The organism is Alteribacillus persepolensis (assembly GCF_900099605.1).
Taxonomy (GTDB): domain Bacteria; phylum Bacillota; class Bacilli; order Bacillales; family Marinococcaceae; genus Alteribacillus; species Alteribacillus persepolensis.
Map to the genome: position 1 here is coordinate 23,028 of NZ_FNDK01000025.1, position 15,216 is coordinate 38,243.

Below are 15,216 nucleotides of genomic sequence, written 5' to 3' on the forward strand. Positions count from 1 at the left end.
CGATTGGCAGCAAAAAAAATTCTCAACCTAAAAGACGAAAAGGTTGTGGCTGCGGGGGGAAGTAAAAAAGAGAGCAATATTATTTTCATAAAAAGAAGTGTTTGGAAGGATATGCTTCATCATTGTGAACAAACAAAGCCTATAGAAGCATGTGGTATTTTATCAGGTTCGAGAAAAGGGCAATGTGAAAAAATCTGGAAAATGAAAAACATGAAACAAAGCAAGTATTCATTTGAGATGAATCAAAATGATTTAGAGAAACGGCTCCGCTTACTACAAAAAAACAACGAGGTATTAACGGGTATATATCATTCACATCCTACAGCAGCCCCGTATCCTTCTAAACAGGATATAGCAAATGCTCATTACCCTGATGCAGCATATATTATTGTTTCGTTGGCTCACTCTAAGCCTAAAGTGCGTTGTTTTCGCATTAATCATCGCACAATGTGCCCAATGAAAATAAAACTATGGAACTAGAGATATACTGAAAATAATATTACCCAAAGGTTACATGAGCCTTTGGGTTGTTGTTCGTTGATGAAGTATGTTCTTTAAAAATGGAAGCGTTCATTTATTATTTGTTTTATCGCATGTTTGTCGTTAGAAGAATTGCAATATCTATGAGCAAGTGCTGTGTTTTTAGCATAATAAGGGTTATGCCTTACCGGTGACTTTGGGTGCCAAAGATGATAAACACTCGTTTTTAAACGTTTATAGCGGCCGCAAAGCGTATTTACCGCACATGCAAACGCATCATCCTCACCACCCCATCCAACAAATCTTTCATCAAATCCTCCAATGTTAAAAAAACATTTTTTTGGAAGCACATTAATACCGCCGACAGGAAGAGCTTTGCCGAAATAATTTATCTTGGTTTGAATGTTTGAGGGCAATGGCCACGCAGGAGACGCATTCATTAATTGTTTAGTGCTGCTTTTTGAAATATTTTTGACCGTGGAGTATGGAATAATCCAAGGATATTTATCAAGAAGCTGAACGGATTGGCGAAGTATAGATGGACTGCAAATCATGTCTGCATCCAATATAATAAAAACTTCTCCTTTGGCATTACTGGCAGCATTATTTACCGCTTGTGCTTTGGAAAAAGGTTTTGTTTTGCAGCTTCCCACACAAATCTCTGTGCCTTTCATGTTATGAGCATAAAACTGTTTAATCCATTCAAAAGCTTTTTGTCTAGGGCCTCTATCTGTTTGAAAAGGAATCAAAATCGATATCATGATGACACCTCCATACATATTCGCTGTAGAAATGACTGCGTACAATCAAATTATTTTTGATAGAGCTTTTTGATAGAGCTGAATAAAAAAACACATATGTCACAAAGGGAAGCATTGATTCTTAGGTGAAACGCACTGTCACTTAATAGTTAATAGAATATCTTAAATATGTACACGGATAAGAATTATGACGGGATAAGCACAAGACCAGCAATGAAAGGAGGACTATGGTGAAAAGAAAACATCCAATGAAAGCAGCTGTTATTGGGTTGGGGTTTGTCGGATTGCCTCTGTCGTTATTACTGCAGCAAAAAGGTTTTGATGTAACAGGGATTGATATAGATAGTGCAAAGATTAATAAGTTAAACCAAGGAAAAAGTTCACTCTCTGAAATCAACAGCGAGACGGTTGCTTCTGCATTATCATCCGGCCGTTACACGGCTACATCAGATACCAGCACTATAAAGGATCAAGATATTATTATTGTTTGTGTTCCGACGCCATTAAATGAGAAAAATGAGCCAAATTTAAATTATTTACAAGCAGTCGGCGAATCCCTGGCTCCAAACTTAAGAAAGAAACAATTAGTCGTATTAGAAAGTTCTGTTTACCCTGGAACAACTCAAGACTTTTTTAAACCAATACTGGAACAAAGCGGATTGTCTGTTGGAAAAGATTTTTATTTAGCATACTCTCCTGAGCGGATTGACCCTGGAAATAAACATTTTCAAGTGCATGAAATTCCTAAATTGGTGAGTGGGGTAACGCCAAAATGTCTGAGTGAATTATTCAAGGTATATAGTCATATATATGACAAAGTTATAAAAGTTTCCTCTACAAAAACAGCTGAGATAACAAAACTTTTAGAAAATAGTTACCGGTTTATAAATATTTCATTTATCAATGAGTTTGCTTTATTGTGTGAGCAATTAAATATTAATGTATGGGAAGTTATCGAGGCTGCCAGTACAAAGCCGTATGGTTTTCAAGCATTTTATCCTGGTCCTGGGATTGGAGGACATTGTATTCCTATAGATCCTCTATATTTAAAATACAAAGCAAAACAGATAAAAGCTCCACACGAATTTATTGATTTATCCCAAACAGTAAACAAAAACGTCCCATTAAATATTACAAATCACATTGCAGACATTCTCAGCAATGAACACTCAATGACTGAAGCTGACGTATTCGTATATGGAGTGACGTACAAGAAGGACGTTGATGATGCCCGAGAATCACCAGCGGAAAAAATAATTCAGGCCTTAATAGAAAAAGGGGCCCGCGTTCAATATCACGATCCATATATTGAACAATTTAAGGTGAATAAAAGTAAAACACTTTCTAGTGTGCCGATTACTAAAGAAAAGTTAAAAGAAGCAGACTGTGTGCTTATTTTAACCGATCATTCAAATATCCCAATTGATACTATCTTAAATTATGCAAAGGTGGTTTATGATACTCGTAATGTTACTAAAGGCTATGATGGTAAAGCGAAGATATACCGTTTAGGAGGAGGACATTCTGCGTAAACAGGAGTCAAAGAAAGGAGTCTTAATGAAGCAATTAACCACAGAGCAGGTAATACATGCAATCAGAACAGCAGTGGAAAATAAAGCACCGTTGTCCTTGGTACGAATAGGGGATGGGGAAAATATTGTATTAGCTCAACAATCCGTCTGGCCATTAAAAAGAATATATCAAGAAACTTGGGCAAAAAAAGCGAAAAAAGGAAAAAAAGGTATTTTCCTTCCCGACATCCATCTAAGAAATCATATGGTGAAAGCTGTTAAAAACGCAGATATCGTTGGTTTGCTACCAAATAACGATCAAAAAATAAATGCTCCGAGTTATCTAAAACGACCATTAACAAATAAGATATTTGCTCATTTTAAATTGAGTCCCAAAGTAACGTGTGATGCCACAGTGATGAGAGAGTGTGCCGATAACAAGCATTTTTGGGAAATATTTAGAGGAAAAAAAATATTGGTCATGTATGAGCAAGCAGAGTTATGGGCTGAAGTTCTGAAGAGAAAATATGGTGTGAATGTAACAATGGCTATACCTTTTACGCATTACAATCAATTACAATCCAGCATGAAGACCATTCAAAAATCAAAACAAACATTCGATGTCGCTTTATTAGCTTGCGGTGTGAATTCTGTTCCGCTGGCATACGAAATCGTCAGACGAACGGGCAAGGTGGCTATTGATTTTGGTAAACCTGCTAAATTTATGGTGTTAAGCCATTAATTTTCTGAGAAGGTGATTAAGTGGTAACAGTCATAACATGTACAATTCGCGACTCTGCTTTAAAAAATGTCTTTCGAAATTTTTTACAACAAGTTACAGCAAAAAAAGAACTTATTATTATTTTAAATAATGACAACATGGACGTAAATAAATGGAAAAGGGAAGCGGGAAAATATAAAAACATTTCAATCTATCAACTTTCTCAGGATGTTACATTAGGAAGCTGCTTTAATTTTGGAGTGAAAAAGAGCCGTTATCGTTATGTAGCAAAATTTGATGACGATGATTATTATGCTCCCAATTATTTAAAAACAATGCTGCGATTTTTAACGCATACAAACGCTGATATTGTAGGCAAGACAAGTATCTATGTTTATTACGCAGATTCAAAAATACTCAGTATTCATCTTCCAAATCAAGAAAGACGTTATTGTAAACACGTTGCAGGGGCTACGATGGTGTTTGACAAAAGTGTTTTCCAGAAGGTTCGATTTCCGGATGTGAACAAAGGGATGGATCAAAGATTTTTAACGCGATGTGTAAAAAAAGGAGTCAAAATCTATTCTGCTGATAGGTTTAATTTTACCTGTATTAGAAATCCGGACAAAAACAATCATACGTGGAAAGTGAGCGACAGTGAGCTGCTTCGTTACGGAAAAGTCATCACTCGTACAAACAATTATAAGTCTTACGTTGTAAAATAACGCAGTTAATATATTGTCTATTTCTTTTTAATGAAGCATCAAGCAGAAACAAAATATTTTTAGATACAGAAAGAGGAGATAAGAAGTGGAAAATGATGCTTATATACCTGAAAGTGCTGTTGTTGGTAAATTTGTTGTCATTGAGGAAGGTGTGCAGTTAGGAGAAAATGTATCGATAGGACACCACGCCGTTATATTGAAAGGTACCAAAATCGGAGATAACGTGCACATTGGGTCCCATTGTGTGATCGGTATCAAGCCTGGCGGAAATAAAAACATGCGTAAATTTAAGCACTCAAAACAACATTTAGTAATAGGTGATAATGTACGTATTGGATCACATGCTTCCATTTATTCAAGTTCATCTATTGATAAAGATGTGTTTATCGCAGATCAAGCAAGCATTAGAGAAAACGTGACGATTGGAGCGGGAACAATTGTTGGCCGGGGAGCAATAGTAGAGGTGAATACGAAAATAGGACGTAATTGTACGATCCAAACACTAGGTTATGTCACAGCAGAAACGCATATAGAAGATAATGTGTTTATCGGTCCGTGTGTGTCAATGTCTAATGACAAGTATATGGGGACGCAAAATGAAAAATTAAAAGGACCTTACATCTGTAATGGTTCGAAAATTGGGAATAATGCTTCTTTGTTACCTGGTGTGACGGTTGGAAAGAAATCTGTTGTTGGGGCAGGTGCTGTCGTAACACACGATGTTCCCGAAAAAAGCACTGTTGCAGGAGTACCAGCGAGAAAAATGAAAGAAAAGGAGAACACCGATGATACCGTTAGTTGACTTAAAAATAGAATACGAAAAATTAAAGGATAAGATTCAAAGCGAAATAAATGAAGTGATGGATAATAGTTCTTTTATTTTAGGTAATAAGGCAAAAGAATTAGAATCTTTCGTTTCGGCATACACTAAGACGAACTATGGCATTGGTGTTGGGAACGGCACAGATGCCCTTCTTATTGCACTAGAGGCATTAAATATAGGCAAAGGTGATGAAGTCATTACTACTCCCTTTACCTTTTTTGCCACGGCGGAAGTCATCGTAAGGGCTGGAGCAAAACCTGTGTTCGTAGATATTGATCCGAAAACGTACAATATCAATGCAGAATTGATAGAAAAAGCTATAACCAAGAAGACAAAAGCAATTATAGTTGTTCACTTATTCGGTCAGCCGGCTGATATGGATAAAATTAAACAAATAGCTGATCAATATGATTTAAAAATAATTGAAGATGCCTGTCAGGCGATGGGAGCCTCGTACAAAGGGCAAAAAGCTGGGGCAATGGGAGAAGTTGGCTGCTTTTCTTTTTTTCCTTCAAAAAACTTGGGAGGATATGGTGACGGAGGAATGATTGTCACTAATAAAGAGACAATCTGCCAACACGCGAAGATGCTTAGAAATCACGGAAGCGAACAGAAATATAAGCATATTATGATCGGGCTCAATAGTCGACTGGATGAACTGCAAGCAGCCGTATTAAAAGTTAAATTTAATATGTTAGATCAATGGAATAAAAGAAGGCAGGAAATAGCAGAAACGTACACTAATCAATTACAAGGATTAGTCAAAACGCCAATCGTTGCTGATGGAAGAGAGCATGTTTTTCATCAGTACTGTATTGAAACAGAGCATCGCGATCAATTAGCTTCATTTTTAAACAGTCGAAAAATAGCAACAGCTGTCTACTATCCTATTCCCCTGCATTTGCAGCCAGCCCTCCGTTTTTTAAACTATCAACCTAATCACTTTCCAGCTGCAGAAACAGCATCAAAAACTATTTTAGCGTTACCGATGTTTCCTTTGATGACTCAAAAGCAGCAAGAATACGTTATATCATCCGTGAAAGAGTTTTTAGGTGATGCCTATGAAACCAATTAAGATTGGAGTTGCAGGAGTTGGAACAATGGGGCAAAACCATTGCAAAATGCTGCATACCATGGTGAATGGTATAGAATTTGTGGGGGTTTATGATAAATATTTTCCTCTCAGCTGTGAAGTCGGAAAAAGATTTGGTGTAAAGTCTTTTTCTGCTTATGAGGAATTGCTCGAAAATGTAGACGCTGTAATTATAGCAACTTCCACTGTTGATCACTTCCCTTTTGTAAAAGAGGCCATTACGAGAAATAAGCATGTTTTAGTAGAGAAGCCTTTTGTCACCTCGTTACATGAATCCAATACGATAAAATCATTATTGAAAAATAGAGATATTATCTTTCAAGCAGGCCATATTGAAAGATTTAATCCAGCTGTACAGCACCTTTTTAACATTGCAAAACAAGATGATTTAGTATCAATAGAGGCAAGACGTTCCGGTCAAGTCCAGAGGAATATAGATATTGATGTTATTCTCAATCTTATGATTCATGATATTGATATCGTATTAGCATTGAATAGTAGTCCTATTAAAAGAATTGAAGCTGAAGGAATATCGGTAGTGAATAAAGGCCAAATGGATATTGTCTATGCCATCATCACATTTGAAAATGGGGTTGTTGCTAATCTTGTTGCTAACAGAGCTTCTAAAGAAAAAGCACGGATGCTGACTATTACAGAAAAAGAAAAAGTAGTAAAAACGGACTGTTTAACGAGAAACCTCTATGTATATCGAGATGTAGAGCAGCATGCAAAGAAGAGTACGGAAAACAAAAAAGAAAGTATTATGGAAAAGTCATGGATTCCACGAAGTGAACCGCTTCATTCAGAACTAAATCACTTTGTTCAGTCAATTCTACAAAGCAAGCCGCCATTAATAGGATTTAATGAAGCAGCACGTGCACTAGAAGTTGCGTTGAAAATTAGAGAATCGGCTTCAGACAGGTAACATGCTTTGATGAGACAATGACTTCTTAAAAATAGGTCTGTATACTGCCGTATGAGAAGTATCTGAATATACTGAAGGGACAAACGGTATTGTTATGAAGAGACTTTCAAAACCGAATAAATGAGAAATAATAAAAGTCGGCGTGCCTTTGTGATGAAGGTAAAGTACTAAAATGATTAATTAAAGGAGAAGGGAATATGAAGAAAAAAATTATTATCTTCAATATTTTGTTTAATAACTTACGAAAAAAACATGTTCCTCCCAGACCTCATCCTACCATTGTACTCACAGAAAAATGGATCCAGCATAGAATGCAGATCTTTATGAATAATACGAGAAAGAGTTTGGAGAATCAAACAAATCAAAACTTTATAGCCTTGGTAAGATATGAAGATTCAACCGAAGAAATTGTTAAAAACGCTTTAAGTAAATATAAAAAGCTTCCAAGGAATATTATATTTGTTAAAGAAAGCACAGTAGACGATTTTATTAAATCCAAAATTCAAGGATATAACTATGTATACCTTGCCCGGCTTGATTCAGACGATATGTACCATAAATCTATGGTGAACCGATTGCATAAATATTCACCAAAACCAGGTACGAAAGTGCTGATTAATCAAAATGGTTTCATTTATCATTCAGCAAACAATGCTATGGCAACTTATAGAAAAGAATCACCGCCTTTTTTTATATTAATCTACAAAACAGCAGATTATTTAAATGGTGTAAGACATCCTATAACAAAGCACAAAGAAGCCATTAGACTGCCGCATGAAATATTAAGGGGGCAAAATTTTATTGTTACTGTTCATTCAAGCAACACTTCAAGCAAATTTAAGACAAGAAACAATAATATGCAGGTAAACCCAAGACAAGCGAGAAAAATTTTAAGAGATTTTAGGGGCAAATAATTATTGATGATAAGCCTGCTAAACACAAAACTAAATTTGACTTTATAAAAAAGAAAAATATGCAGAAGTCTATTATTCTGATTTCTATCACAAAGCAGTATATTATCTGAATAATGGAAAAGAAGGCGTATTACTGATAACGGATATGCATTTATTCATAGATACCATACAAACGATGTTCGAGCGAAAGAATTTTTAAATAATATATGGTGATTTATAAGAAAGCCTAAATAGTGTTTAGTGTACAGGTTAGAATATCTGTACACTTAGGCGTGATAAGGTCTTTTATTGGTATGACAAATTACAAATCACGGTAGACGGTAATCAGTTGTCTGGCTATTCCTTCCGGCAAGTGATATTTTTCTGCAAACTTACGGCTTTTGACACCAATACGATAACGCAGCTTTGGGTTTTGTATGAGGTTGGATAGTACGGTCTCAATAGTTTTTGGATTCGCAGAAACTATCGGCAAATCAGCAGGATATTTCGATTGAAGATCATCTCTTATATAAGTAACGACTGGCTTGCCTAAGAACATGTTTTCAATGGCAAGTGTTCCGTACGTACCTAAACGCAGTTGATCGATGACAACGTCTGCTTGTTGATAATAACGTAATGCTTCTTTATTCGTCATTCCTTCTATTAATTGGAAATCAAAGGAGAAGGATTTTTTTAAATTATGAACAGCTTCTAAAACGAATTCTGTCCCTTTCACCCCCCGGTGTGTTGGAGCATGTACCACAAGGGGCCTTTTCACGTGTACATTTGGATAAGCTGGATGTACATTTTGATTAACTGATGCTTTTATAAGATAGATTTTCTTAAAATATCCATCAATGTATTCCAATAATTCGTGATCGGCCACGATGGCAGAGTCGACATATTTGGATAATGTTTTCAATCTAGAAACAATAAGATTTTCATTTGTTTGTTTAACTATCGCAAACGGATTCTTCTGCTTCGCAATAGATAAACGTCTTATTTGCGTCCCCCAATAATTCATTACCATCTTTTTTCCTTTTGAACGAAGTAAAGGTAAATCAGAATATGCGTATCCTGTGAAAGTTTGCCCGAAATGAAAATGGAAAATATCAAATTTAGAAACACAATGCTGAGCAAATTTCAACATTGCCTTTTCTCGTTTCATTTTAGGAATGTTCTTTATCGGTGAAGGAATATCTGTTGGATACTGATAAGCCGATCCGTAAAAGTCACAAAAAGAAGCATTTATCCCAATTTTTTTTAACGCGTTTGCTTGTGAACTCATTTGTCCTGCTGCATTATATGGCAGATGAAGTATTCGCCCTAACTTATTTGGATTTATACGGCCATATGCAGGTTTAGGTTCAATAACTATACTTCTTTTTGCCATATAACGACCTCCCTTTTTTCAATGGAAAACTCCTTTTATCGCAACATATGTTGAAAAGAAATATATATTCCACTTTCTAAAGTCTTTATTTTGTACGGTTGAAACACCCACACAATCCCCTTCTTTCCTACGTACTATAAAAGAGCATTGGAGCGGAACCGACAGCAGAAAAACGAAAGCACGATTATTTGCAGGGAAAGATTATTCATCATTCTAGAGTACTCTTTTAAGGAAAAAATAAAGGAGGGGCAGTGTTGAAAGAATCTATTAATCAAATCAAAAATGAAACAGTGTTTATTACTGGCGGAGCAGGGTTTATAGGATCAACGTTAGCGGGACGGCTGCTGTCTGATAATAAAGTGGTTATTTATGATAATTTGAAAAGAAACACCATAAAAAATATGCCCTTTGCGAAACATAAAAATTTAACTTTGATAAACGGGGATATTTTGGATTTGCCATATTTAAAAAAAAGTATGGAAGGATCTACTTATGTTATTCATTGTGCAGGCATAACAGGAGTAGATACAGTCATTAAGAGCCCTGTTTCGACCATGAGGGTTAATATTATCGGCTCTTATAATGTCTTAGAAGCTGCATCACATTTGAATAATTGTAAACGGGTCATTTGTTTTAGTACGAGTGAAGTATTTGGCAAAGTTGCTTTTCAATCGGAAGAATCAAGTTCAGCTGTATTAGGTGCCGTAGGAGAGGCCAGATGGACGTATGCCGTTAGTAAGTTATCTGTTGAGCATTTTGCATATGCTTATTTTAAAGAAAAAAACGTGCCAACTGTAACGGTCAGACCCTTTAATGTTTATGGTCCCGGCCAAACGGGGGAAGGGGCTTTACGAACGTTCATTATGAGGGCGCTTAATAATGAAGATATTGTCGTTCATGGTGATGGCACCCAAATAAGAGCGTGGTGCTATGTTGATGATATGATCGAAGCTGTTATACGATGCATGATTTTTCCTGAAGCTGTCGGGGAGTCATTTAACATTGGAAATGCAAAAACGATTACTACGATCTATGGAATGGCTAATATCGTCATTCGGGTATTACAATCACAATCAAAAATAGTGCATGTTCCAAAAACATCAGCCGATATAGAACTGCGAATTCCTAAAACTGAAAAAGCCGAAAAGCTGATTGATTTTAAAGCAAAGACAGATTTAGAAGAAGGAATTAAAAAAACAGCTGAGTTCTTTAGGAGGGGAAGCCAATGATTCGGCTGTCTAAACCAATAATATCGGAAGATGAAATAAATGCTGTAAACCACGTTTTACGGAGTGGGGTGTTTGTTCAAAATGAGCATGTTCAACGTTTTGAACAATTATTAAAACAGTTTATAGGCAGTGATGTGCTCGCTGTCTCAAGCGGAACTGCTGCACTGCATGTAGCTTTATCAGCATTAAAAATAAAAAAAGGCGATGCTGTATTCCTTCCATCTTTTACGTTTCCTGCAACAGCTAATGTGGTAGAGCTGCAGCACGCAAGGCCTGTTTTGGTAGATGTTGATGAAGACACTTATAATATAGATCCAAAAAAATTAGAAAAATCTATCGAAGAATGGCAAGGTCCTGAAATCCCAAAAGCAATCATTGTTGTACATCAATTTGGTGCGCCGTGCAACATGACAAAGATTCGTGAGATTGCTAAAAAATATGGGTTGTTTCTTATAGAAGATGCAGCGTGTGCTTTAGGTACAACATGGAATGGCCAGCACGCAGGAACATTTGGTGATATCGGTTGTTTTTCGTGGCATCCAAGAAAGTCTATTACAACAGGGGAAGGCGGAGCGGTCGCTGTAAAAGATAACATGCTTCGAAAAAGAATAGAATTATTAAGAAACCATGGGCTGGAGAAGTCAGAAGGGAAGGTGCAGCTAACATTGCCTGGATTTAATTATCGGCTGACTGAATTTCAGGCTGTATTAGGAAAGGAGCAGCTAAAAAAATTTAATGGATGGTTAGAAAGCAGAAGAGATTTAGCAGGTTATTACAAAAAATATTTAAAAGACACAGCAGATGTCCAATTGCCCAAAGAAGTGACCGGCCACGCATGGCAGACATATATGGTTGTGCTGAATGAAAATATCAGTCAACAGGCCGTTATCGGAGAAATGAGACAGAAACAGATAGAAACAAACATCGGTTCTCTCTCTGTGCACCTGCTCGATTACTATAAAACGAAATATAAATATCAAGACAGTTTTTTTCCAATCTCTAGAAAGCTTTCCGAACAAGGTCTTGCCTTACCGATGTATCCAGGTCTAGACAAAACAGATATTGATTATGTTTGTTCTTCTCTTAAAGAGATAATAAGCAAATGCAAAAAATAACTTATTGATGTAGAAACCATTTCACACAAGGGGAGTTTGACATGAAAAAGATTATTATCTTAGGAGCAACGGGGAATTGTGTGGATATCTTAGACACGATTTTTACTATTAATCAAGAAAAAGACACCTATGAATGTGTTGGATTTCTAGATGATGATAAAGCCAGCTGGGGGAAGGAAATTTATGGTGTGAAAGTGCTTGGACCTTTGAGTTCGGCTGCCAAGTATAGCGAGACTTGTTATTTTGTAAATGGGATAGGCAGCGCAAGTAATTTCAAGAAAAAGGAAGAGATTATTTCAAAAACAAATATTCCATTAAGTCGTTTTGAAACGATTATTCATCCGTCAGCGAACGTATCAAATATGGCCCAAATAGGAAAAGGAACGGTCATTTTACAAGGGGTGACAATTGCTGCAAATGTCAAAATAAACAATCACGTAATGGTGCTTCCTAATTCTGTGGTTAGTCATGACACTATTATTCATGATTACTCTAGTATTACTGGCGGCGTATGTATATCTGGCAGCGTAACCATTGGCAAGTCATGTTATTTAGGGACGAATTGCTCTATTATTAACAATATAACAATAGGTGATTATTCTCTAATAGGCATGGGGAGTGTTGTATTGAAAAGCGTCCCTGATAATAGTGTCATGGCAGGCAGTCCAGCAAAAAAATTAAAGCGTTAACCTTGTTATTACAGTACAATGAAAAGGTTTCTATGAGTTCCTGTCGTTAAAAAGGAATCCCGAATCTTTGAAAATACCAATTGTCATCGTGTACTCTTTGTTTGAAGTAAGCATTTCTTTGATTTAATGCACCGTCTTTTAACACCATTTTTTCAATCTTCATCGGATCGCTTTTCTTTATTAATTTTTTACATCTTTTAATGCGGCTTGTATGAAAATGGGCATATGCCATCCTCATCATATTGTAATTGATGTGGTCTTTACTGATTTGATATGGGTGACTTTTCCGGAAGATGTGTAAAACTTTTACACTAGACAAAACGCTGCATCTATAGCCAAACAGCCACATCTTAATGGAGAATTCTATATCTTCAAAGCCCCACGTTTTAAAACTCCTTTCAAAACCTCCAACCTTGTTAAAAATGGATTTGGGGATGATAAAACACCCTCCAGGAAGGATAGCAGTATCTTTTAAAGATGTGCTTTTGCTGCCCCATTTTATCGAAAGGTTATGTTTTAAGGTCTGTCCATATCCTGCAGAAGATGGATTGTCAGCGTCTGCTATTCCTGGACAAACAGCGTCTGTCTCCTCGTGCTTTAAAGCATCTAATAATTGATCCATCCAATAATGTTCAAAATATAAATGAGCGTCGCAGAAAATGAGATATTTCCCTTTGGCATGTTTTGCTCCTTCATTTCGTGCATTCGCTGCGCCAATTCCTGCTGTACGAATAAGTAACACACGATTACGTTTGGGATAATGGTTAAGAAAATCACAACAACCGTCACTAGAATTGTCATCGACAATAATTACTTCATAATGTTGATTGGAACGCGCAGCAAATAAGGAATGAAGGGTATTCTTTACATTTTCGCCTTCATTTTTAGCGGGAAAAATGATGGAGATAGTTGGTGATGAATACGACTTCATCATATACAACCCCCTCAAACAAATAATTCTTACATAATAATATGTTTGTTAAAAGATAGTATGAGAATGGAATGTGAAAAGCAGCTTGTTTATAGAAACGGCACACAGAGAATTTGTAACATTGATAATTTTAGAACGTCTAATGAGGCAAACAGCTATGACCGCTAGATAGCTTCGTACAAAATGAACAGAAAAGGAGTTGCATTTTATGAAAAAGAAATGGAAGCTTACCAGTTTATTGATTGCTGCAGGAATGACCGGTGTCTTATATTTTTCTGCAGCCGGCGGCCCAACTGACAGCATTCGTGCGTCAGAAGAAAGTCAGACAGACGGGACCCTCGTTGTAAGAGGGGAGGGCAGTGTCCATGTGGCACCAGATGTGGCATATATCCGGCTCGGGGCAGAAGCAGCCGACCAGTCGGCAGAAAACGCCCAAAAAACGGTGAACGAACAAATTAATCAAGTGAAAAGCCAGCTGCAGGATGCGGGGGTAAAAGAGGAAAATATCGAGACGGCTCACGTTGGGGTGCATCCATATGGAAATACGGGCCAGAGTGAGGAGGAAGAGGCTTTTCGTGCCCAACATCTTTTAGAAATAGAATATGATGACGTACATTCCGTAGGGGAAGTGCTTGATATTGCTGTGGATGCGGGAGCGAACCGGATTGAGCATACTCGTTTTGCTCTTCAAGATCAATCACAAGCAGAGCAGGAGGCGTTGCAAAAAGCGATTGAAAACACGGCGGTAAAAGCACAAAGCATGGCAGAAAGTGCAGGAAAAGCAAGCGGAGATGTTATCCAAATAGCTGAAGGAGATGCGCAAATACAATTACCGGTAACAGAGTACGCGGAGGAAAAAGCAGCACGGAATGACGCATCGCAAGCAAATACTTCCGTGGAGGCAGGGGAGGTTGAAGTAGTGCAGCACGTGGATGTTGTCTATGAACTAAACTAAGATAGAAAAGGATGGTGTCACCAATGATGCCTTTGTTGTTTATGCTGTAGTAGGTACATGAACAAGGGAGGCGAAATGGTGGCACTCAAAGAAAATGGCACATATTTTATATACACGGTCCAGCCGGGAGATACGCTTTACAGCATTGCGGGTATGCTAGGCGGTAAGGTGGAGGACATTACGCAAATGAATGCGCTGTATCCTCCTTTTACCGACCCGGGGCTTGTGTATGCGGGGCAGCAAATCATTGTTTTTTACCCGTTTAACCCAAGACGGCAGGTGGTTTATTTTGTGCAGCCCGGGGATATGTTGTATCGTATTGCCCAGCGCTTTGGGCTGACTGTTCGTGAGCTGAAGAGCATGAATCCACACATTCAGGATATGAATACCTTATCTGTTTTTGACATGCTGGAGCTGCCGCTTGGCGTGTATATGATGGAGCCGGGTGATTCCATCGCAGCCATCAGCCAAAAACTTGGTGTTTCACAGAATGCATTCGTTCAGCTGAACCACGGCAGAGCACACTTTTCCCCAGACGTACTATATCCAGGCTATGCGTTGTTATCGCCTGCACCACACAATTAATCAAACGTTTGATTAATTGGATGCCAATCAAAAGGGGCTGTATCAAAAGGTCATGAAAAATGACCTTTTGACAGCCCTTTTTTCGGTTCTATAAGGTTTGTTGTTTGGAATAACTTATCCCTCTAGTATTGATGGCTCTTCAGGTTCGCTTGCCGCGGGCAAGGCTTCAGCTAACCGACGGAAGACCACCGTCGGTGGATCTTCAGCTCTTGCTTTTCCCGCAGGCGTCTCACCTGGTCGCCAACCAAAAATAATGGACGAAAAAACTCCAACATTCTTTTTTTTATGCTAAACACACAAAAAAATCGCCTCTTTCGGTATAATGAAGTCACCACAACCCATTAACGAAAGAAGGCGATTTTTTATGAGTAACCTAACGGTCACTTT

16 protein-coding genes are annotated in these 15,216 nt (G+C 37.5%); 13 read left to right on the top strand and 3 right to left on the bottom strand.

All coding sequences use genetic code 11. From position 1 onward, the window contains the following. The first annotated feature begins 3 nt into the window (after positions 1-3). Positions 4-480 (top strand): Mov34/MPN/PAD-1 family protein, encoded by a 477-nt coding sequence (locus BLT18_RS15215; RefSeq protein WP_245705286.1) that lies wholly within the window; start codon positions 4-6, stop codon positions 478-480. A 74-nt stretch (positions 481-554) separates the two neighbouring features. Here the strand turns inward: BLT18_RS15215 and BLT18_RS15220 are convergent, their stop codons facing one another. Beyond that, on the bottom strand, positions 555-1,241 hold the full coding sequence (locus tag BLT18_RS15220) for a galactosyltransferase-related protein (RefSeq protein WP_175487559.1): 687 nt from the start codon (positions 1,239-1,241) through the stop codon (positions 555-557). Between the two features lie 227 nt (positions 1,242-1,468). On the opposite strand from BLT18_RS15220, the gene BLT18_RS15225 reads away from it, so the two are divergent. The 7 genes from BLT18_RS15225 to BLT18_RS15255 all read left to right on the top strand — a co-directional run bounded on the left by BLT18_RS15225 (position 1,469) and on the right by BLT18_RS15255 (position 7,953). Continuing rightward, a complete protein-coding gene (locus BLT18_RS15225; RefSeq protein WP_091275905.1) occupies positions 1,469-2,773 on the top strand; it encodes a nucleotide sugar dehydrogenase in 1,305 nt (434 codons plus the stop codon). A 25-nt stretch (positions 2,774-2,798) separates the two neighbouring features. Beyond that, on the top strand, positions 2,799-3,494 hold the full coding sequence (locus BLT18_RS15230; protein WP_091275908.1) for a GT-D fold domain-containing glycosyltransferase: 696 nt from the start codon (positions 2,799-2,801) through the stop codon (positions 3,492-3,494). A gap of 20 nt (positions 3,495-3,514) precedes the next feature. Continuing rightward, positions 3,515-4,198, top strand: a complete 684-nt coding sequence (locus BLT18_RS15235) for a glycosyltransferase (protein ID WP_091275910.1) — start codon at positions 3,515-3,517, stop codon at positions 4,196-4,198. Positions 4,199-4,283: 85 nt separating this feature from the next. Beyond that, positions 4,284-5,000, top strand: coding sequence for an N-acetyltransferase (locus BLT18_RS15240; RefSeq protein WP_091275913.1), 717 nt, complete (start codon positions 4,284-4,286; stop codon positions 4,998-5,000). Further along, positions 4,984-6,096, top strand: coding sequence for a DegT/DnrJ/EryC1/StrS family aminotransferase (locus BLT18_RS15245; RefSeq protein ID WP_091275916.1), 1,113 nt, complete (start codon positions 4,984-4,986; stop codon positions 6,094-6,096). Before BLT18_RS15240 ends, BLT18_RS15245 begins: the two co-directional genes overlap by 17 nt. Beyond that, positions 6,083-7,039, top strand: a complete 957-nt coding sequence (locus BLT18_RS15250; protein ID WP_175487560.1) for a Gfo/Idh/MocA family protein — start codon at positions 6,083-6,085, stop codon at positions 7,037-7,039. The genes BLT18_RS15245 and BLT18_RS15250 overlap by 14 nt, the downstream gene beginning before the upstream one ends. A 197-nt stretch (positions 7,040-7,236) precedes the next feature. After that, complete coding sequence (locus tag BLT18_RS15255; RefSeq protein ID WP_091275922.1) at positions 7,237-7,953, top strand: glycosyltransferase; 717 nt, start codon at positions 7,237-7,239, stop codon at positions 7,951-7,953. A 301-nt stretch (positions 7,954-8,254) separates the two neighbouring features. On the opposite strand, the gene BLT18_RS15260 is transcribed toward BLT18_RS15255, so the two are convergent. Further along, entirely contained in the window at positions 8,255-9,325 is a 1,071-nt protein-coding gene (locus BLT18_RS15260) for a glycosyltransferase family protein (RefSeq protein ID WP_091275925.1), read from the bottom strand. A 254-nt stretch (positions 9,326-9,579) separates the two neighbouring features. On the opposite strand from BLT18_RS15260, the gene BLT18_RS15265 reads away from it, so the two are divergent. Genes BLT18_RS15265 through BLT18_RS15275 form a run of 3 tightly spaced genes read left to right on the top strand, consistent with a single transcriptional unit; the run spans position 9,580 to position 12,358 of the window. After that, positions 9,580-10,554, top strand: a complete 975-nt coding sequence (locus tag BLT18_RS15265; RefSeq protein ID WP_217635750.1) for an NAD-dependent epimerase/dehydratase family protein — start codon at positions 9,580-9,582, stop codon at positions 10,552-10,554. After that, positions 10,551-11,669 carry a DegT/DnrJ/EryC1/StrS family aminotransferase gene (locus BLT18_RS15270; RefSeq protein ID WP_091275926.1) on the top strand — a complete coding sequence of 373 codons (1,119 nt, stop codon included), beginning with the start codon at positions 10,551-10,553 and terminating at the stop codon, positions 11,667-11,669. The genes BLT18_RS15265 and BLT18_RS15270 overlap by 4 nt, the downstream gene beginning before the upstream one ends. 41 nt (positions 11,670-11,710) lie before the next feature. Further along, the gene (locus BLT18_RS15275; protein WP_091275928.1) at positions 11,711-12,358 is read left to right on the top strand and encodes an acetyltransferase; all 648 of its coding nucleotides are present in this window, start codon (positions 11,711-11,713) and stop codon (positions 12,356-12,358) included. A 46-nt stretch (positions 12,359-12,404) separates the two neighbouring features. On the opposite strand, the gene BLT18_RS15280 is transcribed toward BLT18_RS15275, so the two are convergent. Then, positions 12,405-13,292: a glycosyltransferase family 2 protein gene (locus BLT18_RS15280; RefSeq protein WP_245705287.1), complete on the bottom strand. Its 888-nt coding sequence runs from the start codon at positions 13,290-13,292 to the stop codon at positions 12,405-12,407. A 205-nt stretch (positions 13,293-13,497) separates the two neighbouring features. On the opposite strand from BLT18_RS15280, the gene BLT18_RS15285 reads away from it, so the two are divergent. After that, complete coding sequence (locus BLT18_RS15285) at positions 13,498-14,244, top strand: SIMPL domain-containing protein (RefSeq protein ID WP_091275931.1); 747 nt, start codon at positions 13,498-13,500, stop codon at positions 14,242-14,244. 78 nt (positions 14,245-14,322) lie between these two features. Then, positions 14,323-14,829, top strand: a complete 507-nt coding sequence (locus tag BLT18_RS15290; RefSeq protein ID WP_175487561.1) for a LysM peptidoglycan-binding domain-containing protein — start codon at positions 14,323-14,325, stop codon at positions 14,827-14,829. Positions 14,830-15,216 lie beyond the last annotated feature (387 nt).